The organism is Ruegeria sp. EL01 (assembly GCF_900313035.1).
GTDB lineage: Bacteria > Pseudomonadota > Alphaproteobacteria > Rhodobacterales > Rhodobacteraceae > Ruegeria.
On the sequence record NZ_OMPS01000048.1, the window covers coordinates 33,486 to 57,356 of the forward strand.

A 23,871-nucleotide genomic window follows, 5' to 3' on the forward strand; every position below is an offset into this window, starting at 1 on the left:
CCAGCGTGGCCCGTTCGTCTATCGGTTAGGACGCCAGGTTTTCAACCTGGAAAGAGGGGTTCGATTCCCCTACGGGCTACCAACTTGTGTTTTTATATATTTTCCAGCGGGTTAGTGATAGCTAGCCAACCGTCTTGCTGGTTAGCCAACGTGGCCCGTTCGTCTATCGGTTAGGACGCCAGGTTTTCAACCTGGAAAGAGGGGTTCGATTCCCCTACGGGCTACCATCAAACCTCAAAAAAACTATAAAGTGCTTTTAGGCCAGACACTTCCCAAGCGTCTGATGCGTCCGGACACCATGGTTTGAACAACGTCTATTCTGGTGCTGCGACCTGCACGTCTATACCCCACTCTGCAAATGAACTTGCCAGGGGTTCTTCAGGTGACTTGTCCGTCACCACTGTCCGCACCATGCGCGGATCTGGGCCGACATAAGGGGCAGTTTCGCCGAACTTATAGTGTGATGCTGCCATAACGACATTATCGGCATTGCCAATAGCCACGGAGGCGAGGTCAACCTCGGCCAGGCTTTGATACAGAAATCCTTTTCGCGCTGAAATCGCATCGGTGCTCAGGACAGCAAGGTCGAACGCATAGCGCTGCAATTGTCTATGGGTCACATGACCAAATGTTCCTCGCTCGTCGCTTTGCATTTCTCCGCCAAGCAGATGCACCCTGATGCCGCGTGTCCCCACCAGCGTCTGAGCAACAGCGACTGAGTTGGTCACGATCGTAAGATCTCAGACCTGACGCAGTTCTTCCGCGACAAACGCTGTAGTGGACCCAACATCCATAAATACAGTCATTTGATCCTGCACAAGTTTGGCGACATGAGCGGCAATCCGACGTTTTTCATCGGCATGTTGAGAAATGCGGTGAAAGAAACTCGGGTCACCCTGCGCACCGGCCAGATAGGCCCCGCCGTGAACACGCTCAACCGTGCCCGCCTTTGAAAGGGCCTTGATCGTGCGGCGCACCGTTTCCTCGGATACATCCAGCGTCTTTGCGAGATCCGAATTCCGCGCAGTTCCGCCCAGACGGCGCAACACATCGAGCAGTTCCAGTTCACGATGGGTATTAGGTGCGTGTTTTTTCACAAAGCGCTCCGCAGCTTTCAGAACCTCCGCGAAAATACACCAAATCAGACTGCCATCAAGCCGGGCATTCGCAACGAATGTTCGCGCTTTGCAGCGTATTTTGGTTCGGCACGCCCTTTAACCCAACAGTCTAAAATTCACCCGGCACAAAAGTTGATTCTGCTGTCAGGGCAAATTGTGTTCTATCGCGTTGGCTGAGGCGTTGTGGATACTCTCCGTCACCCCGTCAGCGATGCAAATGCTGGCCGGACATCTGCCCTTTCTGATTACCCAGCATGGAATTGCGTGACCTCGCAAAAAAGCCGGACGAGGACTTTTTCCCGCTCCAGAAGCACCGTTACGTCGAACCTCTCCACGCACGTTATCGCTGTTGGACCACTTCCGACAACGAAGCTCTTTGATCGGCGAAAAGTGGTCAATCGAAACGCCATTCTCCCCTGTTGCGCGCATCAAGTACTCCGAAAAAATTACTTCTTTTTTAATAACTTAGAACCGATCGTTGAATGGAAAATAAGGTCAAATTTAGCCGCCAAACGCCTGCGGAATTTCATTTACTAAATTTTTAGTTTGACAGGCAGGCTGAAAATCGCTGATGCTGTCCGGCATCCGGTCTGCGCCGGGTAACCACAATTTTTGGGAGGAAACAGATGCGGAGACATCTACTTTCCGCAGTGGCGGCGGCTGCCGTCATTGCGGGGCATGGTCCTGTTTGGGCCGACGAAGCCGCAGCGCAACGCTGGATCGACGACGAGTTCCAGCCATCGACCCTGTCGAAAGACGAACAGATGGGTGAAATGCAGTGGTTCATAGAAGCTGCACAGCCTTACTCTGGCATGGAAATCAACGTTCTGTCCGAAGGCATTCCAACGCATTCTTACGAATCCGAGGTTCTGACCAAGGCGTTCGAGGAAATCACGGGTATCAAAGTCAATCACCAGATCCTCGGTGAAGGTGAAGTGGTTCAGGCTGTGCAGACTCAGCTTCAGACAGGTCGCAACCTGTATGACGGCTATGTCAATGACAGCGACCTTATCGGTACCCACTCGCGCCTGCAGCTGGCCTATCCGCTGACGGACATGATGGGTGGTGATTGGGCGGCGTCAACTTCGCCGACGCTGGATCTGGATGACTTCATGGGCATTCAGTTCACCACTGGCCCGGACGGTAAGCTGTATCAGCTTCCTGATCAGCAGTTCGCCAACCTCTACTGGTTCCGCAAGGACTGGTTCGATGATGAAGCCAACAAGGCCGCGTTCAAAGAGAAGTACGGCTATGATCTGGGTGTTCCGGTCAACTGGTCTGCTTACGAAGACATCGCCGATTTCTTCACCAACGACGTGAAAGAAGTCGACGGCACCACGATCTATGGTCACATGGATTACGGCAAGCGCGCGCCTGACCTGGGCTGGCGTATGACGGACGCCTGGCTGTCGATGGCTGGCGCCGGCGATGTGGGCGAGCCCAATGGTATCCCGGTCGACGAATGGGGCATCCGCATGGAAGCGGGCACCTGTAACCCGGTCGGTGCTTCGGTGTCGCGCGGTGGTGCCGCCAATGGTCCAGCTGCGGTCTATGCGATCCGCAAGTGGGACGAATGGCTGCGAAACTACGCCCCTCCGGGCGCGGCGTCTTATGACTTCTACCAGTCGCTGCCGGCACTCAGCCAAGGCAACGTGGCCCAGCAGATCTTCTGGTACACTGCCTTTACCGCCGACATGGTGAAGCCGAAGTCTGAAGGCAACAACACCGTAGATGACGAAGGCACGCCGCTGTGGCGGATGGCACCCAGCCCGCACGGCCCCTATTGGGAAGACGGTCAGAAGGTTGGGTATCAGGACGTGGGGTCCTGGACCTTCCTGAAATCGACCCCTGCGGATCGCGCTCAGGCGGCGTGGCTCTACGCTCAGTTCGTGACGTCCAAGACTGTCGATGTGAAGAAGTCCCATGTGGGTCTGACCTTCATCCGCGACAGCTCGGTCAATCACGAGTCGTTCACCGAACGCGCACCCAAGCTGGGTGGACTGGTCGAGTTTTACCGCTCACCTGACCGCGTGGCATGGTCACCGACCGGCATCAACGTGCCGGACTATCCCAAGCTGGCCCAGATCTGGTGGCAGCAAATTGGAGACGTGAACTCGGGCGCCTTCACCCCGCAAGAGGCGATGGACCGTTTGGCTGAAGAGATGGACATCACCATGGCCCGCATGCAGGCCGCGGATGAAAGCGCCGGTGTCTACGGTGGCTGTGGCCCCCGCCTGAACGAGCCACAGGATGCGTCCTTCTGGCTGGAAAAGGCGGGCTCGCCCAAGGCCAAGCTGGAGAACGAAAAGCCGCAAGGCCAGACCGTCAACTATGACGAGCTGGTTCAGCGCTGGCAGTCCCAGTAAGCCTTTGAGAACCGGGGATGCCGCGACAGGCATCCCCACCCAAGACGAAAACAGCGCATAGCGCTGCGGGATCGGAACCCACGGACATGATCGAACTTCAAGACGCGACCAAACGGGTCGGCAACGTCATCCATATCAAACCTACATCTCTGACCCTGCAGACAGGCCACTTCAATGTGCTGCTTGGGGCCACCGGGTCAGGCAAGACCTCTCTGATCAAGATGATGGCCGGGCTTGACCCGATTGCCTCGGGCAAGGTCCTGATGGACGGGCAGGATGTGACCCGGCTGAACACGCAAAAGCGTAAAATCAGCCTCGTGCACCAGTTCTTTGTGAACTACCCACATATGAGTGTTTTCGACAACATCGCCTCGCCATTGCGCGTGGCTGGCATGGCGCAAAGCGAAGTAGAGGGGCGCGTCGAAGAGGCGGCCGACCTGCTGCAACTGCGCCCGATGCTGCAACGTCGCCCGCATGAGTTATCCGGCGGACAACAACAACGCACCGCTTTGGCACGTGCGATTGCCAAGGAAAGCCGCGCAGTGTTCCTGGACGAACCGCTGGCCAACTTGGATTACAAGCTGCGCGAAGAACTGCGCGAGCAACTGCCCGATCTATTCGCAGGACGCGGCGCCGTCGTGGTCTACGCAACGTCAGAACCCGAAGAAGCGCTTCTGCTCGGTGGTCAAACCGCACTGATGGAAGATGGTCGTGTGACCCAGTTCGGCCCAACCGCCGACATCTACCGCAACCCCGAAAATATCGCTGCCGCGCGGGTATTTTCCGACCCGCCCATCAATCTGGCGCGCATCACCGTCTCAGGCACCGATGCCCAACTGGAGGGCGGTGGCAACTGGACCGTCGGTGACATGGCGGACGGGGAATACACCGTTGCCGTGCGCCCTCACCGGGTAACGCCGTTCCGCACATCGGATGCGGATATCGAGCTGACAGGCCGCGTGATAGTCACTGAACTCTCGGGCTCGGATTCCAGCGCCCATTTCCAACATGGCGAAGACGCGTGGGTATCACTTGCTGTCGGCGTGCACCCTTATGAAGTGGGCGAAGATCACAGTTTCTATATGAACCCGGCCCATTGCCGATATTTCAGCCAAGACGGCAAAAGGGTGGCCTGACATGGCACAGATCAAGCTTTCAAACCTCCGCCACAGCTATATGCCGTCGCCGAAAGGCCCAGACGACTATGCCTTGAAGGAAATCGATGTCACTTGGCGTGATGGTGGCGCTTATGCACTGCTGGGGCCGTCGGGCTGTGGGAAGTCCACTTTGCTGAACATCATCTCGGGCCTGCTGACCCCGTCCGAGGGGCAGATTCTGTTCGATGATCGCGACGTAACCGCCCTGCCCCCGGATCAGCGCAACATTGCACAGGTGTTCCAGTTTCCAGTGATCTACGACACGATGACCGTGGGTGAGAATCTGGCATTTCCTCTCAAAAACCGGGGCGTCGATGTCGCCACGATCAAGCGTCGCGTCGATGAGATCGCCGAGATGCTGGATGTCACGGATATGCTGCGTACCAAGGCCTCCGGTCTCAGCCCTGACAACAAGCAAAAAATCTCGATGGGCCGCGGTTTGGTCCGCGACGACGTGAACGCGGTGATGTTTGACGAGCCGCTGACCGTGATCGACCCGCATCTGAAATGGAAGCTGCGATCCAAGCTGAAAGAGCTGCACCAGCGCGTCAAAGCCACGATGATTTACGTGACCCACGACCAGACCGAGGCGCTGACCTTCGCGGATGAGGTTGTGGTGATGCAGGACGGCGAAGTGGTTCAGATCGGCACGCCGGTCGAGCTGTTCGAACGCCCTCAGCACACATTCGTCGGTCATTTCATCGGCTCGCCTGGTATGAACGTCCTGCCCTGCGAGGCCAAAGGCGACCGCGCGGTGTTCGAAGGGCACGAAGTTGCGCTGGAAGGCCCGGCGCATGGCGACGGAGGCCGGACTGATCTGGGCATTCGGCCAGAATATGTGGGCTTTGGTGATACCGGAATTCCAGCGCATGTGACCAAAGTCTCGGACATTGGCCGCCACTATGTGGTCAGCGCCATGGTCGGAAATACGGCCCTGAAGGCCGTGACCGAACGCAGCGTGCCCGAACCGGGATCACAGGTCTTCCTGCAATTCAAACCTGAACAATCGCGCGTCTACCGTGACGGCTGGATCGCGACCAAGGAGCGGGCCCAATGAGAACGGAAAATCAAAGAGCCTGGTTCTTTGTCCTGCCAGTTCTGGCGCTGGTGGCGTTCAATGCGCTGGTTCCGATGATGACGGTGGTCAATTATTCGGTGCAAGAAACCTTTGGCAACAACCAGTTCTTCTGGGAAGGACTGGGCTGGTTCGAACAAATCCTGCGCTCTGACCGGTTTCAGGCCGCTTTGGGACGGCAATTCCTGTTTACCTTCATGATCCTGATCATCGAGGTGCCCTTGGGTATCATCGTCGCCCTGTCCATGCCGCGCAAAGGTTTTTGGGTGCCGGTTTGTCTGGTGCTGATGGCGCTGCCGATGCTGATCCCTTGGAATGTTGTGGGCTCGATGTGGAACATCTTCACCCTGCCCAAGATCGGCCTGCTGGGATACTTCCTGAATGACGTTCTGGGCATCAACTATGACATGACCCAACAGCCGCTGTCGGCCTGGATTACAGTCATTGTGATGGATGTTTGGCACTGGACGTCGCTGGTGGTACTGCTGTGTTATGCGGGCCTCGTGTCGATCCCGGATGCCTATTATCAGGCGGCCAAGATCGACGGCGCCAGCCCATGGTCGGTGTTCCGTTACATCCAGTTGCCCAAGATGAAGACGGTTCTGACGATCGCAATCCTGCTGCGGTTCATGGACAGCTTCAATATCTATACCGAGCCGTTTGTTCTGACCGGAGGTGGCCCCGGCAACTCGACCACCTTGCTGTCGATCGACCTTGTGAAGATCGCGCTGGGACAGTTCGACCTAGGCCCTGCGGCGGCGATGAGCCTGATCTATTTCGCCATCACGCTGCTTGTGTCGTGGCTCTTCTACACTCTGATGACAAAGGATGACGCAGAATGAAAAAGCGTTCCCTCATCCCGATCCTGTACATCGCGTTCCTAATGCTGCCAATCTATTGGCTGGTGGCGATGTCCTTCAAGACTACGAACGAGATCCTGTCGGGCTTTTCCCTGTTTCCCCAAACCTTTACGCTGGAGAATTACACCACGATTTTCACCGATCCGACATGGTACTGGGGCTACATCAACTCGATCACCTATGTGACTTTGAACACGATACTTTCCGTGTGCGTCGCGCTACCTGCCGCCTATGCGTTCTCGCGATACAGGTTTCTGGGGGACAAGCAGCTTTTCTTTTGGCTGCTGACCAACCGAATGGCCCCTGCGGCGGTTTTCGCCCTGCCGTTCTTCCAGCTGTACTCGTCCATCGGTTTGTTCGACACCTATCTGGCCGTGGCACTGGCACATACGCTGTTCAACGTGCCGCTGGCTGTGTGGATTCTCGAAGGCTTCATGCGCGGCATCCCGAAGGAACTGGATGAGACGGCTTACGTAGACGGCTATTCCTTCCCGCGGTTCTTCGTGACGATCTTCTTACCGAACATCAAAGCGGGCGTGGGCGTCGCGGCCTTTTTCTGCTTCATGTTCTCATGGGTGGAAATGTTGCTTGCGAAAACCCTGACTGCGGTTGAGGCCAAGCCTATCGCCGCCGTGATGACCCGCACCGCGTCAAGCGCAGGGTATGAGTTGGGCTTGCTGGCCGCCGCCGGCACCCTGACCATCATCCCCGGTGCCATCGTCATCTGGTTTGTTCGTAATTACATCGCGCGTGGTTTCGCGATGGGACGCGTGTGAGGTTCGATATGCGCAAACTTCTATTCACCCTCCCGCTTCTCCTCCCTACCTCTGCTTTGGCGCAGGCCGCAGCCGGATGGGGCAGTGTCGGCCAGCAAGAAGAAAAAGCGTTCTCCTGGACGGCCCCGCTGTGGCCCGATTTCTGGATGGCTTGGACACCCGCAACACTCGCCGTGTTTGTTGGTATCTTTTCGGCTATCGCCTTGATTGGCATTCTGGAAGTCACCCGATTTCGGGACGGGATTGAACGACGCGGTGTCCTTGGCCTGACCACAACCTTAGGAGACCGGTTGTTCATTACGCTGCTTGGATCGGTCTACATCTTCCTGGCATGGCTTGGCTTTGTGGGGCAGCCGGTCTGGGTACCGCTTTTCCTGTCTATTGGTTGGGGCGTTTTTGTTTTCTCGAAAGTTTAGGCTTTGCGTAACCGCGAAAGGATGCTTGTTTAGCGGGCATACTAAATAAAATGGCGACACCGAAACCGATGCGTAAGAAAAAGACGACAAATCTGCTGACCGAGGTTGAACTTGAGTTCATGAACGAACTCTGGGCCCTCGGACAAGGCTCGGTTCGTGACGTTCTTGACCGCCTGCCGCCAGAGCGCAATCTGGCCTATACATCAGGTGCGACGATCCTGCGCATTCTCGACGAAAAAGGTTTTGTCGAAAGTCGTAAGGACGGCAAAACACTGATCTACAGGCCCCTTCTGGAAAAAGACAGGTATCAGGCACGATCGCTTCAAAACCTGTCCCGTACATTGTTCGATGACACGCCCGCCACACTGGTGGCGCGATTGGTAGACGACGCGGGGCTGAGTGAAGATGATCTTGAGGAAATTCGAGCACTGGTAGAGAGGAGACTGCAAAATGACAGCGGTTAAACCGGTTCTCGATGCGTATCTCGAATTGAATATCGTGCTGGGGTTTTCAGCCGTAATCTGGCTGGCGGCGCGCGCCGCGCTGGCCCGCACATCGCTGCGATACGGGTTTGTGGCGCAACTTCGCACGCTCAAAGCCCTGTGTATCTGTGTGCTGCTCAGTCCGCTATTGGCCCTTGGTGTCTCTGCGCTTGCTGCGTCTGCATGGCCCGGCCAAGCTGTTGGTTTGGGTGATATTGCGGTGGCAGCTTATTTGCGGGGCGAGATTTCGATGCCTGCAACTCAGTTCGAGGCGCTGTTGAACACCCGCGAACGATGGGTCGATCTTGTCCTGTCTGGACAAAATACAGCGCTGACGATCACCCTGGCACTGCTGGCTGCAATCGCCAGCTTGTTTACTGTTCGCGCCATCCGCGACGCGCTGGCGATCCGAAATGCGGTTGCCAACAGTTTTCTTTGGCGTCGGTCCACCAAGGTGGACATTCGCCTGTCAGATCGCATCACCATCCCCTTCGCTGTGCGCGGATTGCGCCGTCGCCATGTGGTGTTGCCCAGTCATCTTCTGGACACCCCGCGCGAGCTGCGGTTCGCCTTGGCGCATGAGTTTCAGCATATCCGCGCTGGCGACGTGGAGTGGGAGCTGGGTTTTGAAATCCTGCGCCCCCTACTGTTCTGGAACCCGGCCTACCTGATGCTCAAGTATCAATTCGGTCGATTGCGCGAATTGGCCTGTGACCAGTCAGTGGTTGCCCGCAAACGGATTGATGCTCGCGAATACACGACGTGCCTGCTGGACTATTGCGCCCGCACTGTCACGATGGGTCGCCCACGTGTGTTGAACGTGGCCTTGGTCACCGGAGGCAAAGCCAAGCGGGTGCTACGGCAGCGGGTCATTGCGCTGACGGACGCCCCGTCAGTTTCGGCACCTTTACCGGCTGTGTTTTTGGGCCTGACGCTGAGTTTTGCCACCCTTCTTGCGCTGGGTGCCGCATCGCTGCAACAGACGCAAGACTGGAGCCATGATCGTTTGATGTTGTCCACGGTTGTAAACCTGGAACGGTTGGAAGCCCGTAATCAAGGCAATTGACACCTGGTCACCAGCCTCGACGGCCGAACAGGGACAGAATGCGCTTTTGGTCCGCAAACGGGTCGATGTCCTGCGGCCGTGTCAGGCGTGACACCACGCGCGCGACAAATACCCAACTGATGGCAGCGAATATGACACCTCCGAAGGCTTGCCCCAGTAGGACACCTGACGCCCCTGCCAGGTACGACCCAATGGTCGCGAACACCCAGGTTCCGATCGTGTGGCGACCCCAGTTTATCCATGTCGAATAAACGGGATGCCCCAGATTGTTAAAGCTGGCATTCGCCACAAATATGACCCCGTTGAAAAAGGCCGCAAGCGCCAGCGGACCGCAGAACAGATAGATCAATATCCGGGTTTCACCTTGCGCGGCGAACAGATCCGCGATTGGGCCACGCAACAGGAACAGGATTGCGGCCATGCCAAGCACATAGATGGCCGTAAATTTGATCCCGGCAAAAAAGGCCTCGCGGACCCGGTCAAATTTCTCGGCGCCGAAGTTCTGACCGATCATTGGTCCGATTGCGCCCGACAGGGCAAAAATGACCGAAAACGCCACTGGCAGTAGACGCCCGATGACAGCCATTCCAGCCACAGCATCCGTGCCATACTGAGCAATCTCACGCACCACGATGGCGTTTCCAATGGGGGTGGCCACATTTGTCAGAACAGCCGGTATCGCAATAGCCCGGACTGGTCGCAGGTCAGTTGCGACCTGTTTCAGAGACGGACGAGCGAATCCGTGGTGGACCCGTAATGCAGGCCATAATGCTGCCGCCAACATGCAAATCCGAGCAAGAACCGACGCGATGGCGGCACCATCCAATCCCAATCCAACAGCAAAGATCAAGATGGGGTCCAGCACCGCGTTCACTACACCACCATAGATGGTCGCCATCATTGATCGGCGCGCATCTCCATGGGCGCGCAACACAGCCATGGACACCATCGCAAGCGACATCACCCACATGGTCGGCAGGATAATCGACACATACCGCGTGCCCAGTCTAAGCACCTCGCCTTCGGCACCCAGAAGAGACAGCAAGAAACTGATGTTCATCAAGACCAGAGCCGACGTAATCACCCCGACAATCAGCCCCAAAACGGCGACGCTCGACGCGTAGTGACCCGCCTGCCCCGACCTGCCAGCCCCAAGTTCGCGCGCGACAAGCGCCCCGGCGGAAATAGACAGGCCAATGTTGATAGCGTTCGTAAAGAACAACAGCGTCCCGGCGTAACCCACGGCTGCCGCCAGCGCGTCATTCCCCAACATCGAGATAAAGACCATGTCCACGAAGTCGACGGCGAAAATAGCCATCAGGCCAATACTGGTGGTCAGCGACATGCGCGTCACGTGGCGCATCAGGCTGCCACTTAGAAACACGGCCTGATGTTTTGACTGGTCTGCCATGGCTTAGGCCGCTCCTTCCAACACTCTGCAACGGCACATTAACAACCATCGCAGCATCCGAAGCACCCTGTGACTAATCCCTCATGCGGACATCAGATCGTTCAGGGCGCAACCGCATATCCCCATATGTCAGTAATCTTCGTACGAACGCGACTGATTTTTGTTGGCTTTGAAGTGGTTGTTGCCGTCGGATCAAACAGCCTCAACAGATGTCACACCGATCTGCGCCATTGCGATGCTCATCTCGTCGCTGAGCACGTCCCACAGCTGTTGAAGTCCTGCCTCTCCTTCTGCCGCTATCGCGAATTGCAGAACACGGCCAAAGAAAACAAAATTTGCGCCCTGAGCAATCGACTTGAGCACGTCTTCACCGGATCGCAGACCACTGTCGTAAAAAACTGGAAAGTCATCGCCCACGGAATTTCGGATATCCGAAAGGGCCGAAAACGGTGCCGGTGCGCTGTCCAATTGTCTTGAGCCGTGGCTGGAGACCTGAATTGCATCCACGCCCACAGTTTTCAGGGCACCTGCGTCCTCAGCATCCAGAACACCTTTGACAACCAGCTTCCCCGACCACTTATCTCTCAGCCGTGCCAGCGTTTCCCAATCGGCCTTGGCGCGACTTTCGGTTCGATCGAACTCGTAGCCGTCCATCAGGAAATTGGCCATCTGAGGCTTACCATGTAGCAAAGTACTCAGGGACCAACGGGGATGCAGCGCGAAATCCAGAAATTGCTTTGGGCCCAATCGGAAAGGCATTCGAAACCCATGGCGCAGCTCTCGCGGGCGGCGCCCAACTTCGGGAACATCCACCGTCAGCACAAGCGTCTCATAACCAGCAGCCTTGGCACGATCCACAAGCTTGAATGTGCCCGCTCCATCGCCGCTGAAGTACAACTGGAACCACGCATTGCCCTGCGCAGTCTCGATCATCTCGTCCATCGGGGTTGAAGCAACGGTGGACACACCCAGCGGCACTGAATACCGCGCAGCCAAACGCGCCAACATCAGATCTGCCCCTGGTGCTGACAGGTTGCACATACCCATGGGGGCTATGCCAAAAGGAAGCTTGGTGGCTTTCCCAAATACGGTGCTACCTAGCGACCTTTTGCTGACATCTCGCAGGATGCGCGGGCGCAGGGTCATAGCGTCCAGCGCGGCGCGATTACGCGCCGCGCCCATTTCTGCACCGGCAGACCCATCGATATAGTCGAACACCATCCACGGCAGACGCCGCCGGGCCAGACAGCGGGCGTCTTCCGCGCAGTGGATAGCGCTCTGCGGCATTAAGCCTGAACGGCCTTCATGAACCGGTCACGGATCACGACCGGGTCCATAGTTATGACGGGCATCTTGGCATTGCCGCTTTCACATTTGCTTACGATGATGGTCATCTGCTTGGCCTCCAACGCTTCTTGAAGCACGCGGCCGGTATCTTCGGCAGCGCATTCGATCACGCGCTCGCAGCCTGCAGCCTCGGCCATTTTGGTCAGCGAGGTTTTCTGTCCGGCATAGGTCGGCTGGTCGCCGGTCGAGCCGTAGGAGCCATTGTCGATGATCAGCAGGACGTAATTGTCGGCCACGTTGTTAGCGATAGTGGGCAGTGTGCCGAGGTTGGTCAGGATCGAGCCATCGCCGTCGATAACAATAACCGGTTTCGGTTGTGACAGGGCAAGACCCAGACCGATGCTCGACGCCAGTCCCATGGTGCCCAACATGTAGAAGTTGGTCGGTTGATCATCGATGGCGTGCAATTCCTGGCTGGGAATGCCGATGTTACAGACAACCAGTTGATCACGCAGGATCGGGGCGATTTCCTTCAGGATTTCAGAACGGATCATTGGTCGCCATAGCCTCCCCAGAAATTTGCATCGGTCAGAATTGCGACCGGTTTGTTGCACATGAACGTGTATTTCAGGATCGCGTCCAGTTCTTCGACATCCGCCTGATGATGAAAGTGGTAGGTTGGGATGTTCATCTGTGCCAGCAGTGCCTTGGTATGCACCGCCATTTCGACCTGGCAGGCCACTGGTTCACGTAGTTCGCCGCGATAGGAGATCAGCATTGGCAAAGGCATACGGTAGTATTGAATCAAGGTTGCGATTGTGTTGATGGTCACGCCGATGGCGGTGTTCTGCATGATGATCGCCGGACGTTTACCGCCCATCCACGCGCCTGCACATAGGCCCATCCCCTCGTCTTCCTTGTTGGACGGAATGTGAAAAATTTTATCATGCGCATCGATTTCTTCGATCACACCGGCCAGCTGTTTACACGGTACGGTGGTGACGAACGAGATATCATTCGCAACCAGATCGTCGGTGATCTTTTTGTCTATGTTCATTTCCGATCAGTCAGTCCTGTTTGGGGCGCCGAAGCGCGATTAAGAATTCAGGCCCTGCGGTGCACATGTACGGCGCAGGTTGCGTGGCGGACGACCCGCGACGCGGTCGAGCCCAGAAAATAGTCGCTGAGACCCGGCTTATGCGAGCCGATGACAATGCAATCAACACCATTGGTATCTGCATAATCGATGATCGTGCGCGCGGTGTGACCTTTCACAATTTCCGAGTTCACACCTTCGAGACCTTCAACCTTAGTCAGCAATTGCCGGCGCGCGCGTTCAAAACCTTCGGCGACGGCTGATTTGTCAAGATAGGCGCTGACCGATCCCTGTGGCATTTCGTATACATGCAAAGCCATGATCTGGGCCCGGTCTTCAGACAGGGCACGGGCAACTTCCAGTGTATGCTGCGAAATACCATGGTCCAGCGCCATCGGAACAAGGACTTTTTTGTACATGACTGCCTCCAATTCTGCAGGGATTATTCCCAGGGGTTCAGGATTACTTTCGGTGCGGCAACGGCACCTGAGCGCAGATCGCGAAAAGCTTGCGCTCCTTCTGACAAACCACGCATTTCAGTCCAATTCAGCGCCCCAAGTCGACCGTCAAAGATGGCCTGTGCGGTGTCGCGGAAGTCTTGGGACGTATAGGTATAGGTACCGATAAACGTAATCTCTTGCAGGGTCATCCGTCGAATGTCCAAACCACCAGTGTCCTCGCCCAGACCGACATGTGCGATGACACCACCAGGTTTGACGTGGGCAGAAGCCACAACACGGGTGGCCACATATCCCACCGCGTCAATCACCAGCGAAAACTCTCCGGTCGGGATTTCCACCACGTTGAACGACCCCAGCGCGCGAAGATAGTCGCGGCGCAGCGCATTCGGTTCAACAAGCGTCACATCCTCGACATCCATTGCCCCAAGGGCCAGTGCGGCGGCCAACCCTATCGCACCACCGCCGATCACCAGCGCGCGTCGATTGGTGGCAGGGTGCTGGGCTTCGATTGCCAACCGCACGGCATGCCAACTGACAGCCAACGGTTCAGCCAGCGCGGCTTTGGTCAGCGGGACACTCTCGGGTACCTCGACCAGATTGCTGTCCGGGATTGAAACGAACTGTGCAAAAGCGCCTTCTCTGGGTGGCATCGAGATAATCTGACGATTGGAACAGAGGTTTTCGCGTTCTGCCACACATGCAGAGCATGTGCCGCAGGTGACCAACGGGTTGATTGTCACGCGCGTGCCGTCCCGAGGGCCACCGGCGACAACACCAGCTGCTTCGTGACCCAGGATCAGCGGCGCTGGTCGCCGGGCATCATGCCCAAGATAGGCGTGCATGTCTGATCCACAGATACCGGATGCCTCAATACGGATCAGGCATTCTCCGATACCGGGGACAGCATCAGGGACGTCCGCAAACGACAATTGTTCGACACCGTTGTAAACCAGCGCTTTCATTTCGCCGTGAACCCCCCGTCGACCATCAGGACCTGCCCCGTCACATAATCCGATGCTTTTGAACATAAAAACAAGATCGGACCGTCGATATCCTCCAGGCGCCCGTTTCGCTGCATACACGTCTGGTCGGCGTTACGGGTGGCGCGTTCGGTGTCGTCAAACACGGCCTGCGTCAACTCGGTCGGAAAGAACCCCGGTCCGATTGCATTCGCGGTGATCCCATGCGGCGACCACGCTTCGGCCATCGCACGGGTCAATTGCCCAATGCCAGCCTTTGTTGCGCCATACGCTATTCCGTTGGGAAAGGCGCGCGTGGTCTGCAAGGATGCAAAATTGACAATCCGCCCCCACCCTCGGGTTTTCATCGAAGGCACCATGGCCCGGCTTAGAAAGAACGGAGCACTGAGGTTGAGCGCCATCGTGGCATCCCATCCCGCATCCGAGACATCGTCTGCCGCTTCCCGGGTATTCACCCCCGCCGCGTGGACGATAATGTCCGGTGGTCCGAATTTGGCTGAAACCTCAGCGACGATTGCATCCGTTTTCGACCGATCCGCCACATCGCCCATCGTAAAGGCGGCGTTACCGCCAATTTCGTCGCACAGCTGTTCAAGCGCGTCGGCCCGACGCGCCACACCAACGACTTGCGCCCCGGCGGCGGCCAAAACTTTCGCCACGCGCCGCCCCAGGCCCGAGCTTGCCCCAGTTACGCAGGCAACCCGGCCTGTCAGATCAAATAACGCACGTGGGTCATCCATCGGCGGTCAGGTCAAACTGTTCGTCTGGGAAATACTTGGCAAGACGGACATCCGCCGCGCGTGCGTGCCCCTCCATCCCTTCAAGGCGCGAGATACGCGCCGTGGCCACAGCAATGGACTTTGATCCTTCGCGCGTTGCGCGCTGCCAGGTGACAATTTTCATGTATTTATGAACACTCAGACCACCAGTATAGCTGGCCGCACCTGATGTCGGCAGCACGTGGTTGGTGCCTGTGGCCTTGTCGCCGTAAGATACGGTGGTTTCTTCACCCAGAAACAGCGATCCATAGCAGGTAAGCCGACCAAGCCACCAATCCAGATCTTCGGCCTGTACGGTCAGGTGTTCAGGCGCGTATTCATCAGAACACGCCGCCATTTCTTCGCGATCCGAACAAACAATAACCTCGGCATAGTCGCGCCACGCGGCAAATGCGTTTTCGCGGTTCAATTCAGGCAAGTCGTCGATCAGGGTCGGAACCAAGGACATGACTTTTTCAGCCAAGCCACGATCATCCGTCACCAGCCAGACTGGCGAGTTGTAGCCGTGTTCGGCCTGACTGACCAAATCCGTAGCCACCACATGCGCATCAGACGAGGAATCTGCGAGGATCAGACTGTCGGTCGGACCCGCAATCATGTCGATCCCAACCGTGCCATAGAGAATGCGCTTGGCCTCGGCCACGAACTGGTTGCCTGGTCCTACAAGGATATTGGCACGCGGCAGGCCAAACAGCCCGTAGGTCATCGCAGCCACGCCCTGTACGCCGCCCATGGCCAGAATGCTGTCCGCACCACAGATATGCGCTGCATACACAATCGCCGGCGCGACGCCTTCACCGGGTCGTGGCGGAGAACAAGCCGTGATGTGGCGACATCCGGCCACCTTGGCCGTTGTCACAGTCATGATCGCACTTGCGATGTGGCTATAGCGACCGCCCGGAACGTAACACCCTGCCGCGTCGACCGGGATGGCTTTTTGGCCAGCCACAAAGCCCGGAACGATTTCCATCTCAACATCGGACACTGTTGCTTTCTGCGTCTCTGCAAACCGGCGCACATTGTCGTGGGCAAAGCGGATATCAGCCTTCAGCTTTTCCGGAACCAACGCACAAGCGGCTTCGATTTCTTCCGCGGTCATCAAAACATTGCCGTCGAATTTGTCGAACTTGACCGCATATTCAAGGGCTTTGGCATCCCCCTCTGCTTCGATGTCAGCAAGGATGGTCTTGACCGTCTCATGCACCTCTGAAGCGTGGGTTTGCGGGGTAAGAGTTGCCTTTTTAAGGTAGTCACGCGGCATATTCAGCAAGTCCTATTGATAGATTTCAGGGAGAAATGTTGTCGAAACCGCAGGAACATACGCAATCAGCAGGACAACAAAAAACATGGTCAAAACAAAGGGTACCGCCCGAGCGGCGATCTTCAAGATGGATTCGCCGGTGATCCCGGACACCACGAAGAGGTTCAATCCCAGTGGAGGCGTGATAAACCCAACGCCCAGAGCAGTGATCATCATGATGCAGAACTGAATTTCGTTCATACCGATATTATCCGCCAAAGGCTTCAGGATCGGCGCAAGGATCACGATGTTTGGTGTCGTCTCCATCACACAGCCAGCAGCAATCAGGATACCGATCATCAGTAGGATCAAGACATAGGGATCATCCGTCAGAGCCGTGATCGAAGCGACAAACCCCTGGGGCACACCCATGATCGCAAGCGCCTCGGCCAATGGGGCCGAGAAGGCGATAATCGGCAGGATTACACCATTCACCTTGGCCGAGCTGACCAACATCGAGGGGAAGTCGGCCAGGGTTAGCGTGCGCAGGATGAACCCCATGATAATCGTCACGACCACAGCCGTGGCACCAGCCTCGGTCGGGGTCAGACGCCCCGAGAAGATGCCATAGAAGATTATGCCGGGAACGATGAACGCGTACCAGCCGGATTTGAGCGCCTTCCCAAGATTGCTCAGCCACTCCCCAAAGGTCATCACACCGCCGCCTTCGTACAGGTAGATGCGGTTCACGATCAGGTTGGTGATCAGGATCGATATCAGAATGGCCAAGCCGGGAATGAGGGCTGCCAGGAACAATGTCGAGGCGGATATACCCAGCACCAAACCGATGATGATATACGCGATGGATGGCGGGATCAGAATACCGGTACATGCCCCTGCCGCCACCAAGGCGCAGGCATATGGGCGCGGATAGCCGCTTTCGACGAGCCGGTTGATGGTCATGCGACCCACAGCTGCGGCACCAGCAGCATCCGAGCCGGAAATCGCAGCGAACATACCGCAAACCAGAACAGTGGCCGAACCAAAGCCGCCCTTGGTGAAGCACGTCAACGCTTCGGCCACGTCAAGGAATTTTCGCGATAAGCCCGTTCGAACCAGCACGTCTCCGGTCAGGATGAACAGTGGGACGGCCGTCAGGGCAAAGGCGTCGATGCCGGTAAACAGGCTTTCGCCAACCAGGCTCAGCGGCAGATCGCCAGACATGACCAGCATGACGATCGCGGCGGTGCCAATTGCCGCCCAAACCGGAACTGCCAGTGCGATCAGACCAACAAAGAAAATGACAGGCAGGTAAAAATCCCAGCCCAATTCGACGGATTGATTGAGGGAACCCCAGAGCATTCTGTTTCTCCTCAGTCAAACAGCTTGTCGCCTTCGAAAACGGGCGTGCCGTCGCGAAGGGATTTCAAGTCACGTAGGAAGGATTGAATCAGCCGCCAGATCATCAGCGCAAAACCGGTGGGCACAGCCATCAGGAACCAGACCTTGGACACACGCAGCCCGTCCGTCACAGATCCGAACTTGGCCGAGACATGCACCGCCTCGTAGGACCAATAAAGCGCGATGATCGCCACCCCGAACATCACCAGATCACCGAAGATGTACAGCAGCGCCTTGGGGCGTGGCCCGAGGTAATGCATCAAGACGTCGATACGGATATGGGCGCGTTCCTTAACGGCCGCTGCCGCCCCGATCCATGCTAGGTAGATGAAGGAATAGCGGACGATTTCCTCACCCCAGATCGACGAAAACGCGAATATCTCTCGTCTCAGAACCTCGACGGCCATCGTGATGACGAGCATCACGTAGAACACCAGCAGCAGCCAGCGTTCAGCATTGCGATCTACTTTTTGAAGAATGGTCATCTTATCCCTCGGCGATAGAGCAGCCAGGCCGAAACCTTCTGTTTACGGGCCTTTGCGGCCTGGCTAACTGTGGTAAATTCGGACGCCTTCATGAGGCGTCCGCCAATAAGGCGTTAGGCGTCGTGGACGTAATACTTACCCTGAGTTCCAGCCGCTTCGACCAGCTTCTCAAAGTTGTCCATCGATCCAGCCAGTTCCATTTTGAACGGATCCCAATCAGCATTCTGATACCCGCCGGCATCCTGCCATTCGGCCAGTTGATCGCTGCTAAGCGAATGGAATTCGACCCCTGCCTTGTTCAACTCGGCCATCGCATAAGCACGTGCTGACGGAACCTTGGACAGGTTCTGATGGCTGGTCATCTCGGCGCCCCACATGATACCTTCCTGAACATCAGCAGGCATCGAGTTGAACCATTCAAGATTACAGGAATAGACTTGGCTATCCGGCACCGCCTGCGTGAAGGTCACGTGGCTGAGGATGTCCTTGAAGCCGAACACATACAGCGCACCAACAGACGGATCGAGCGCATCTGCGACACCTTGTTTAATCGCTGAAGGCGTTTCGCCCCAGGCGACTGGTGTCGGGTTTGCACCGGCCATCCGGTAGTATTGCTGCAGCATCTTGGAACCCGGCACGCGGAACTTCACGCCGCTCATGTCGGAAGGGGTAATGATTGCGTTGCCACCTTGACGGACCGCGACAACACGGGGGTCGATCACCACATAGAACAACGCCTTGAACCCGGCGGCTTCGACCTTGGGGTGAACTTCGTTCTTCCAGGTGTCCGAATGAACCAGGTTGGTGAACCGCTGGTTTGATCCACACAGGTACGGCATGTTGATCAGGTCGACCGTCGACGCAAATGGCGCAAAGTTCGACAGTGAATGCTGCGCCGCCTGGATCGTGCCACCTTGCACTTTTTGCACCAGCGATCCGCCCGCACCCAACTGACCGCCCGGGGCCAGTTTAACGTAGACCTTGCCATTCGTTGCGTTCTGGATGTTTTCTTTCAGATCCAGCTGCATGATCGGATAACTGCGCGATGCGCCCAGCACATAGGCCGTCGCAATGGTCATCACGTGGTCAGCGGCCTTCTCTCTCTCACTCTCTTCCTTAGCGGTTTGCGCTGCGGCTTCTGATGACCACAAAACGCCCCCCGCCACGGCGACGAGCGCAGCGGTAAATGCCCCGCCGGCACTGAGTTTTAGGAAATTGCGGCGCTCTGCGGACGCAAGTTCTTTTCTGTCATTGTTCATGTATTGCCCTCCCATAGGAAAATTCAGCGCTCGTCTGAACCGCCTTTTGCGGCTTTGCGATCCGCCTCCTTTTTCAGAATTGCGACAACGAACAAGATCGAGGCCGCGAACAGAACCAACATTTCCCCTACGTCTCCAAGAAACGCGCTGCTTGCAAAGGCACCCAAAGCCACATTCGCAAAATAGATGACAAATACGATTATGGATGCAGCAAGGAACACGCTCTGATCTCCCAGTAGAATCGGCTCTACCCCATTTGTAAGCGCTTACATTTGAATTGCAAGCGCTTACATTGCTGCTTTCATATGACCCATGAAACAGCTAGACTTAAGTGAAAACGAATTGTGAGTTCGGTAATGTCAAATCTTCGGTCAGCTCCGACATTGGATGACGTGGCCCGAAAAGCCGGTGTTTCGACGGCAACGGTGTCGAGGTGCCTCAACGATCCAGAGCGCGTTGTCGCAGCAACGCGCGAACGTGTGATGTCTGCTGTATCCGCTTTGGGTTACACGCCGAATTTTGCCGCGCGCGTGATGGCTGCAAAACGCTCATTCACGATTGGCGCTATCATTCCAACTATGGAAAATGCGATTTTTGCCAGAGGCTTACAGGCCTTTCAGGAAGAAATTCACCGGCAAGGTTACACTCTGCTTGTATCCAGTTCAGCCTACCGATCCGAAGATGAAGAAGAACAAATTCGCACACTGGTGGCGCGCGGCGCCGATGGACTTTTGTTGATTGGTCACGATCGCGCGCCCCGCATTTTCGATTTCCTTGAACAGCGCAAGATGCCCACCGTTGTGGCGTGGTCGTTTATCCCGGACAAAGACACGCCTTCGATCGGATTCAACAACAGGCAGGCAATGAAAGCCTTAGCGAACCAGGTGATAGAACTTGGACATACGCGCCTGGCGGCGATTTCGGGCATCAGACAGGGAAACGATCGGGCCCGGCTTAGAATCGAAGGCTTAAAGGACGCCATGAAGATGAATGGTCTGCCGTCCGAGAGCCTGCCGATCATAGAGACATCATATGAAATCGAAAATGGCGCCGAGGCATTTGCCAAGCTTATGTCCCAAACAGAACGACCGACGGCCGTCCTATGCGGTAACGACGTTTTGGCGGTTGGCGCGGTCCGGCAAGCTCAGGACATGGGAATTCGGGTTCCGGATGACGTCTCGGTAACCGGGTTCGACGATATCGAACTTGCCAGGATCATCAGCCCGCCATTGACCACCGTGCATGTTCCGCACCGCGAAATGGGTCGAAAAGCGGCACTGGCGTTGATTGAAATGATCGAAACGGGGTCAGTGGGGCATTCTATCGAACTGCCAACCGAAATCGTGAACCGACAATCGCTTGATCGAGCGAATTGACCTGAATTTTGTGCCAGCTTGCGTATTCCTCGCTGCAATCTTCCGAATTCACCCCACCAAAGGCTGACGCGTAAGAGACTGGTTGGTCGCTGCCCTGCCCTCTTTGGACACCGCGACAGCCGAAGCTTCTAAACTTTGATCTGGCAGCGCTGGTCGGCTGCTCAATCCGGGTATTCTCGGCGGATCGTCGCGTATCGGTTGAATGCTGTTGGTCTGTTTTCCCGCAAGGAACTAGCCTTGGGGCGAAGACTCATTTCCTTAGATAGGAAAAGGACCAGTCATGTCGTCAAATTGCTCAAATCGGTGGTTTTCAGCTTTAGCCTTAACTGCATCTGTTGCTGCTCCCACCGGTGCCCTCTCACAGAATGGTGGCTCGTTCTTCGAGCCATTCAACAACCTGTCTCAGGACCGGTGGTTTGTCTCAAGCGGTTGGGCAAACGGCGACCACCAAAGCTGCCTTTGGCACAGGAACCGGGTCAAAATAAAGGACGGCAAACTTTTGTTGTCCCTGACGGATCATGCCAAAGAGGACCGCGATTTCAGTTGCGGTGAAATACAATCACAAGACCGGTTGGGATACGGCACGTTTGAGGCACGCATGAAGGTTCCCTACGCGCGCGGTATGAACGCCAACATGTTCACGTTCATAGGGTCTCCGCAGGATCGGCCCCATAACGAGATCGACTTTGAATTTATTGCGCGCGACGCGCCAACGCTGCAGACGAACTTCCATTTCAAGGGGGATAGCAACAACACCGAACTGCACTCCATGCCGGACGACGATGTATTTCGAACCTATTCGTTCATCTGGGAACCCGGCCGGATACGTTGGTACATCGACGGTGAGCTACAGCGAGACCTAAGCGGAGACGCTTTGCCGAACGAGCCTCAAAAAATGTACCTCAGCATTTGGTCAACCGACACTCTGGTCAGTTGGATGGGCGCATTTTCGGCGTCTTCTGCGCCGCAGGTTCTTGAAGTCGACTGGGCGGCCTACACCAAACTGGGTGAAAGATGCGCGTTCGAACAGTCTGTACTTTGTGACAGCAGGGTCAATGCGCTTTGATCACGAACCCTGCACAATACAGGCGATCAGAAGTGCGCTGGAAAGATGTGTGCTTGTCTTTGAAACCGATTTTCAAAACGACTCTCATAGATTCTGAGCCGGGAAACCAAGGCAAAGTAGTTCATTGCTCTTGCCCAAATCTTGGTCGATTCCCGCATGGGCACCCTAGCCTGGGTCGGTATCACTTGTTTTCGAGGGGCCACATGCGGCATTCTGGGAGGCAAGACAGCACCATTTGGTGCCGCAGGTTTCGTCCCGTGAAAGACCGTCGTGTTGCAACCACGACGAGCGGTGCGCTTGTTTGTCTGACCGTCGGCACCGTCGATAAGGACAACCGAAGGGCTTCAATCGAATGAACGTGAAACTGGCTTCGATCATCGATCCTGAACAAAACACGGCCTATGTTGTGCCTGCTGTTGCGCTGTCGATGATCGTTTTTGCCTATTCGGTGAATTTCGGACCACTTTCGATCCTTGCCTTTTATGCTGTTTGGCTTTTTCCTTTTGCTCTCGCTCCGCGAGTTTTGTTGGCGCGCCCCGGCGCGGTTGTTCTGCTTCTGATGCTACCGTCTTTCTTTTTGCTATCCACTTTATGGAGCGATGCGCCGTCCGCCACGTTGCGCGCATCTATTCAGTATGGGATCACCTTCTTCGCCGGTTTGGTCGCCGCCAGAATAACGTCGCCGGGCAATCTTGCGCTTGGCGGGACCATTGGGTGTCTGCTTATTCTGTTCTATTCCGCTGTGAACTGGGGATATTCCTACGACTATATTGATGGTGATTTTGCGTTTAACGGTGCGTTTTCCTCAAAGAACCAGCTTGGCTACTTTGCGACCCTTGCGATCATCTTCTCGATGTCGCTTATCGGGGTCTTCAGAACGCCGCGGGTGCTGTTGCCGATGATCGCGGTCACAGCAGTATCTGGATGCGGCATGCTTTGGATGTCGGATTCCGCGACTTCGCTGTTGTCGGCTCTGGTGGCATTTTCTGCCGTTTTCTTTGCCGGCCTCGTCATGCTTCTCGCCCCTTGGCTGCGACGGGCTACGGTTGTTTTGGCGCTGACCGGTATTGCAGCGATGGTATTGGCCTCGCAACATCTGGGTGCATTCGATGCACTTCTTGCGGCGTTCGGTAAGGACACGACCCTGACCGGCCGAACATACCTTTGGAACCAAGCGTTCGAAATCGGCGCGCGGCAACCAGTTCTGGGGCTCGGATACAACGCATTTTGGGTTCACGGGCGACCAGAGGCAGAAGCACTATGGGATACTTTTTACATAACTGCGCGCTCTGGCTTTCATTTCCACAACGCGCTGATTGAAACCTATGTAGGGACTGGATTGGTCGGACTTGGATTTGTGATCGCACTGTGCGTACTGTTGATCGTCATGCCGCTCAGCGCTGTATTCGGCCGGGGCAATGTCGGATCGTTGATGTTTTTCTCTGGCCTAGCCGCCTTGTTCCTGGTGCGCTCGGTCGCTGAGGTCGATTTCGTGACACCTCATACCGTCGGATCTTTTCTGGTCGCCTTCATTTTGTTGCGTTTGTTTGATCACAACCGAAACGTGCGGCACGCAGCATCCCTTTCCAGACCCACGCGGTCAACACGGCATCCATCCTTGAGCACTGCGACAGGGGTTTTCGAATGATGATCCGGTCGCGCGTCAATGTCCCATCAGCAGCCAGTTGCCTAACGCCATCGCGGAGTTCCGGAT

The 23,871-nt window shown here is 56.2% G+C and carries 23 protein-coding genes, 2 tRNA genes and 1 pseudogene; 13 read left to right on the forward strand and 13 right to left on the reverse strand.

All coding sequences use genetic code 11. The annotated features are described in order from the left end of the window. Positions 1–7: 7 nt before the first annotated feature. Together D9K61_RS24330 and D9K61_RS24335 are read left to right on the forward strand one after the other, a co-directional pair. A tRNA-Glu gene (locus tag D9K61_RS24330) sits at positions 8–82 on the forward strand. 70 nt (positions 83–152) lie between these two features. After that, a tRNA-Glu gene (locus D9K61_RS24335) sits at positions 153–227 on the forward strand. A gap of 87 nt (positions 228–314) precedes the next feature. Here the strand turns inward: D9K61_RS24335 and D9K61_RS24340 are convergent. Next, positions 315–1,097 (reverse strand): annotated as a pseudogene (locus D9K61_RS24340) (DeoR/GlpR family DNA-binding transcription regulator). A 647-nt stretch (positions 1,098–1,744) separates the two neighbouring features. On the opposite strand from D9K61_RS24340, the gene D9K61_RS24345 reads away from it, so the two are divergent. From D9K61_RS24345 to D9K61_RS24380, 8 genes are all read left to right on the forward strand, one after another. Then, entirely contained in the window at positions 1,745–3,484 is a 1,740-nt protein-coding gene (locus tag D9K61_RS24345; RefSeq protein WP_120635808.1) for an ABC transporter substrate-binding protein, read from the forward strand. A gap of 86 nt (positions 3,485–3,570) precedes the next feature. After that, positions 3,571–4,620 carry an ABC transporter ATP-binding protein gene (locus tag D9K61_RS24350; RefSeq protein ID WP_120636173.1) on the forward strand — a complete coding sequence of 350 codons (1,050 nt, stop codon included), beginning with the start codon at positions 3,571–3,573 and terminating at the stop codon, positions 4,618–4,620. A gap of 1 nt (position 4,621) precedes the next feature. Further along, complete coding sequence (locus D9K61_RS24355) at positions 4,622–5,698, forward strand: ABC transporter ATP-binding protein (protein ID WP_120635809.1); 1,077 nt, start codon at positions 4,622–4,624, stop codon at positions 5,696–5,698. After that, on the forward strand, positions 5,695–6,558 hold the full coding sequence (locus tag D9K61_RS24360) for a carbohydrate ABC transporter permease (protein WP_085821869.1): 864 nt from the start codon (positions 5,695–5,697) through the stop codon (positions 6,556–6,558). Before D9K61_RS24355 ends, D9K61_RS24360 begins: the two co-directional genes overlap by 4 nt. Continuing rightward, positions 6,555–7,352: a carbohydrate ABC transporter permease gene (locus D9K61_RS24365; protein WP_120635810.1), complete on the forward strand. Its 798-nt coding sequence runs from the start codon at positions 6,555–6,557 to the stop codon at positions 7,350–7,352. The genes D9K61_RS24360 and D9K61_RS24365 overlap by 4 nt, the downstream gene beginning before the upstream one ends. 8 nt (positions 7,353–7,360) lie before the next feature. Beyond that, complete coding sequence (locus D9K61_RS24370) at positions 7,361–7,768, forward strand: DUF2160 domain-containing protein (protein ID WP_120635811.1); 408 nt, start codon at positions 7,361–7,363, stop codon at positions 7,766–7,768. A 68-nt stretch (positions 7,769–7,836) separates the two neighbouring features. After that, entirely contained in the window at positions 7,837–8,232 is a 396-nt protein-coding gene (locus tag D9K61_RS24375) for a BlaI/MecI/CopY family transcriptional regulator (protein ID WP_120636174.1), read from the forward strand. Continuing rightward, a complete protein-coding gene (locus D9K61_RS24380) occupies positions 8,219–9,316 on the forward strand; it encodes a M56 family metallopeptidase (RefSeq protein WP_120635812.1) in 1,098 nt (365 codons plus the stop codon). Before D9K61_RS24375 ends, D9K61_RS24380 begins: the two co-directional genes overlap by 14 nt. Before the next feature lie 7 nt (positions 9,317–9,323). Here D9K61_RS24380 and D9K61_RS24385 read toward each other — a convergent pair whose 3' ends face one another. The 12 genes from D9K61_RS24385 to D9K61_RS24440 all read right to left on the reverse strand — a co-directional run bounded on the left by D9K61_RS24385 (position 9,324) and on the right by D9K61_RS24440 (position 19,936). Next, positions 9,324–10,727 carry an MATE family efflux transporter gene (locus D9K61_RS24385; protein ID WP_254055864.1) on the reverse strand — a complete coding sequence of 468 codons (1,404 nt, stop codon included), beginning with the start codon at positions 10,725–10,727 and terminating at the stop codon, positions 9,324–9,326. A 192-nt stretch (positions 10,728–10,919) separates the two neighbouring features. Beyond that, positions 10,920–12,014 carry an alpha-hydroxy acid oxidase gene (locus D9K61_RS24390; protein WP_120635813.1) on the reverse strand — a complete coding sequence of 365 codons (1,095 nt, stop codon included), beginning with the start codon at positions 12,012–12,014 and terminating at the stop codon, positions 10,920–10,922. Continuing rightward, positions 12,014–12,568, reverse strand: a complete 555-nt coding sequence (comE, locus tag D9K61_RS24395) for a sulfopyruvate decarboxylase subunit beta (RefSeq protein ID WP_120635814.1) — start codon at positions 12,566–12,568, stop codon at positions 12,014–12,016. The genes D9K61_RS24390 and comE overlap by 1 nt, the downstream gene beginning before the upstream one ends. Next, positions 12,565–13,071, reverse strand: coding sequence for a sulfopyruvate decarboxylase subunit alpha (gene comD, locus D9K61_RS24400; protein WP_120635815.1), 507 nt, complete (start codon positions 13,069–13,071; stop codon positions 12,565–12,567). The genes comE and comD overlap by 4 nt, the downstream gene beginning before the upstream one ends. 47 nt (positions 13,072–13,118) lie before the next feature. Beyond that, positions 13,119–13,529, reverse strand: a complete 411-nt coding sequence (locus D9K61_RS24405) for a universal stress protein (RefSeq protein WP_120635816.1) — start codon at positions 13,527–13,529, stop codon at positions 13,119–13,121. A 23-nt stretch (positions 13,530–13,552) separates the two neighbouring features. Beyond that, a complete protein-coding gene (locus D9K61_RS24410; protein ID WP_120635817.1) occupies positions 13,553–14,533 on the reverse strand; it encodes an alcohol dehydrogenase catalytic domain-containing protein in 981 nt (326 codons plus the stop codon). Next, positions 14,530–15,291: an SDR family NAD(P)-dependent oxidoreductase gene (locus tag D9K61_RS24415; protein WP_120635818.1), complete on the reverse strand. Its 762-nt coding sequence runs from the start codon at positions 15,289–15,291 to the stop codon at positions 14,530–14,532. Before D9K61_RS24415 ends, D9K61_RS24410 begins: the two co-directional genes overlap by 4 nt. After that, entirely contained in the window at positions 15,284–16,591 is a 1,308-nt protein-coding gene (hisD, locus tag D9K61_RS24420) for a histidinol dehydrogenase (RefSeq protein ID WP_120635819.1), read from the reverse strand. Before hisD ends, D9K61_RS24415 begins: the two co-directional genes overlap by 8 nt. Positions 16,592–16,603: 12 nt before the next feature. After that, positions 16,604–17,932, reverse strand: coding sequence for a TRAP transporter large permease (locus D9K61_RS24425; RefSeq protein WP_120635820.1), 1,329 nt, complete (start codon positions 17,930–17,932; stop codon positions 16,604–16,606). Positions 17,933–17,943: 11 nt separating this feature from the next. Continuing rightward, positions 17,944–18,456, reverse strand: coding sequence for a TRAP transporter small permease (locus tag D9K61_RS24430; protein WP_120635821.1), 513 nt, complete (start codon positions 18,454–18,456; stop codon positions 17,944–17,946). A 113-nt stretch (positions 18,457–18,569) separates the two neighbouring features. Continuing rightward, positions 18,570–19,715: a TRAP transporter substrate-binding protein gene (locus D9K61_RS24435; protein WP_120635822.1), complete on the reverse strand. Its 1,146-nt coding sequence runs from the start codon at positions 19,713–19,715 to the stop codon at positions 18,570–18,572. 23 nt (positions 19,716–19,738) lie between these two features. Next, positions 19,739–19,936: a hypothetical protein gene (locus D9K61_RS24440; RefSeq protein ID WP_120635823.1), complete on the reverse strand. Its 198-nt coding sequence runs from the start codon at positions 19,934–19,936 to the stop codon at positions 19,739–19,741. Between the two features lie 135 nt (positions 19,937–20,071). Here D9K61_RS24440 and D9K61_RS24445 point away from each other — a divergent pair, with 135 nt between their 5' ends. The 3 genes from D9K61_RS24445 (at position 20,072) to D9K61_RS24455 (ending at position 23,805) form a co-directional block, all read left to right on the forward strand. Next, the gene (locus tag D9K61_RS24445) at positions 20,072–21,091 is read left to right on the forward strand and encodes a LacI family DNA-binding transcriptional regulator (RefSeq protein WP_120635824.1); all 1,020 of its coding nucleotides are present in this window, start codon (positions 20,072–20,074) and stop codon (positions 21,089–21,091) included. 280 nt (positions 21,092–21,371) lie between these two features. After that, entirely contained in the window at positions 21,372–22,157 is a 786-nt protein-coding gene (locus D9K61_RS24450; protein ID WP_120635825.1) for a family 16 glycosylhydrolase, read from the forward strand. Between the two features lie 352 nt (positions 22,158–22,509). Next, complete coding sequence (locus D9K61_RS24455; protein ID WP_120635826.1) at positions 22,510–23,805, forward strand: O-antigen ligase; 1,296 nt, start codon at positions 22,510–22,512, stop codon at positions 23,803–23,805. Positions 23,806–23,871 lie beyond the last annotated feature (66 nt).

Bases quoted from the DNA above. Each gene is read 5' to 3' on its own strand.
- D9K61_RS24355 (WP_120635809.1), top strand. From the start codon at position 4,622: ATGGCACAGATCAAGCTTTCAAACCTCCGCCACAGCTATATGCCGTCG.
- D9K61_RS24450 (WP_120635825.1), top strand. From the start codon at position 21,372: ATGTCGTCAAATTGCTCAAATCGGTGGTTTTCAGCTTTAGCCTTAACT.
- D9K61_RS24410 (WP_120635817.1), bottom strand. From the start codon at position 14,533: ATGAAAGCGCTGGTTTACAACGGTGTCGAACAATTGTCGTTTGCGGAC.
- D9K61_RS24375 (WP_120636174.1), top strand. From the start codon at position 7,837: ATGCGTAAGAAAAAGACGACAAATCTGCTGACCGAGGTTGAACTTGAG.
- D9K61_RS24425 (WP_120635820.1), bottom strand. From the start codon at position 17,932: ATGCTCTGGGGTTCCCTCAATCAATCCGTCGAATTGGGCTGGGATTTT.
- D9K61_RS24360 (WP_085821869.1), top strand. From the start codon at position 5,695: ATGAGAACGGAAAATCAAAGAGCCTGGTTCTTTGTCCTGCCAGTTCTG.
- D9K61_RS24390 (WP_120635813.1), bottom strand. From the start codon at position 12,014: ATGCCGCAGAGCGCTATCCACTGCGCGGAAGACGCCCGCTGTCTGGCC.
- D9K61_RS24430 (WP_120635821.1), bottom strand. From the start codon at position 18,456: ATGACCATTCTTCAAAAAGTAGATCGCAATGCTGAACGCTGGCTGCTG.
- D9K61_RS24370 (WP_120635811.1), top strand. From the start codon at position 7,361: ATGCGCAAACTTCTATTCACCCTCCCGCTTCTCCTCCCTACCTCTGCT.
- D9K61_RS24350 (WP_120636173.1), top strand. From the start codon at position 3,571: ATGATCGAACTTCAAGACGCGACCAAACGGGTCGGCAACGTCATCCAT.
- D9K61_RS24445 (WP_120635824.1), top strand. From the start codon at position 20,072: ATGTCAAATCTTCGGTCAGCTCCGACATTGGATGACGTGGCCCGAAAA.
- D9K61_RS24435 (WP_120635822.1), bottom strand. From the start codon at position 19,715: ATGAACAATGACAGAAAAGAACTTGCGTCCGCAGAGCGCCGCAATTTC.
- comE (WP_120635814.1), bottom strand. From the start codon at position 12,568: ATGATCCGTTCTGAAATCCTGAAGGAAATCGCCCCGATCCTGCGTGAT.
- comD (WP_120635815.1), bottom strand. From the start codon at position 13,071: ATGAACATAGACAAAAAGATCACCGACGATCTGGTTGCGAATGATATC.
- D9K61_RS24385 (WP_254055864.1), bottom strand. From the start codon at position 10,727: ATGGCAGACCAGTCAAAACATCAGGCCGTGTTTCTAAGTGGCAGCCTG.
- D9K61_RS24380 (WP_120635812.1), top strand. From the start codon at position 8,219: ATGACAGCGGTTAAACCGGTTCTCGATGCGTATCTCGAATTGAATATC.
- D9K61_RS24345 (WP_120635808.1), top strand. From the start codon at position 1,745: ATGCGGAGACATCTACTTTCCGCAGTGGCGGCGGCTGCCGTCATTGCG.
- D9K61_RS24405 (WP_120635816.1), bottom strand. From the start codon at position 13,529: ATGTACAAAAAAGTCCTTGTTCCGATGGCGCTGGACCATGGTATTTCG.
- hisD (WP_120635819.1), bottom strand. From the start codon at position 16,591: ATGCCGCGTGACTACCTTAAAAAGGCAACTCTTACCCCGCAAACCCAC.
- D9K61_RS24415 (WP_120635818.1), bottom strand. From the start codon at position 15,291: ATGGATGACCCACGTGCGTTATTTGATCTGACAGGCCGGGTTGCCTGC.
- D9K61_RS24455 (WP_120635826.1), top strand. From the start codon at position 22,510: ATGAACGTGAAACTGGCTTCGATCATCGATCCTGAACAAAACACGGCC.
- D9K61_RS24365 (WP_120635810.1), top strand. From the start codon at position 6,555: ATGAAAAAGCGTTCCCTCATCCCGATCCTGTACATCGCGTTCCTAATG.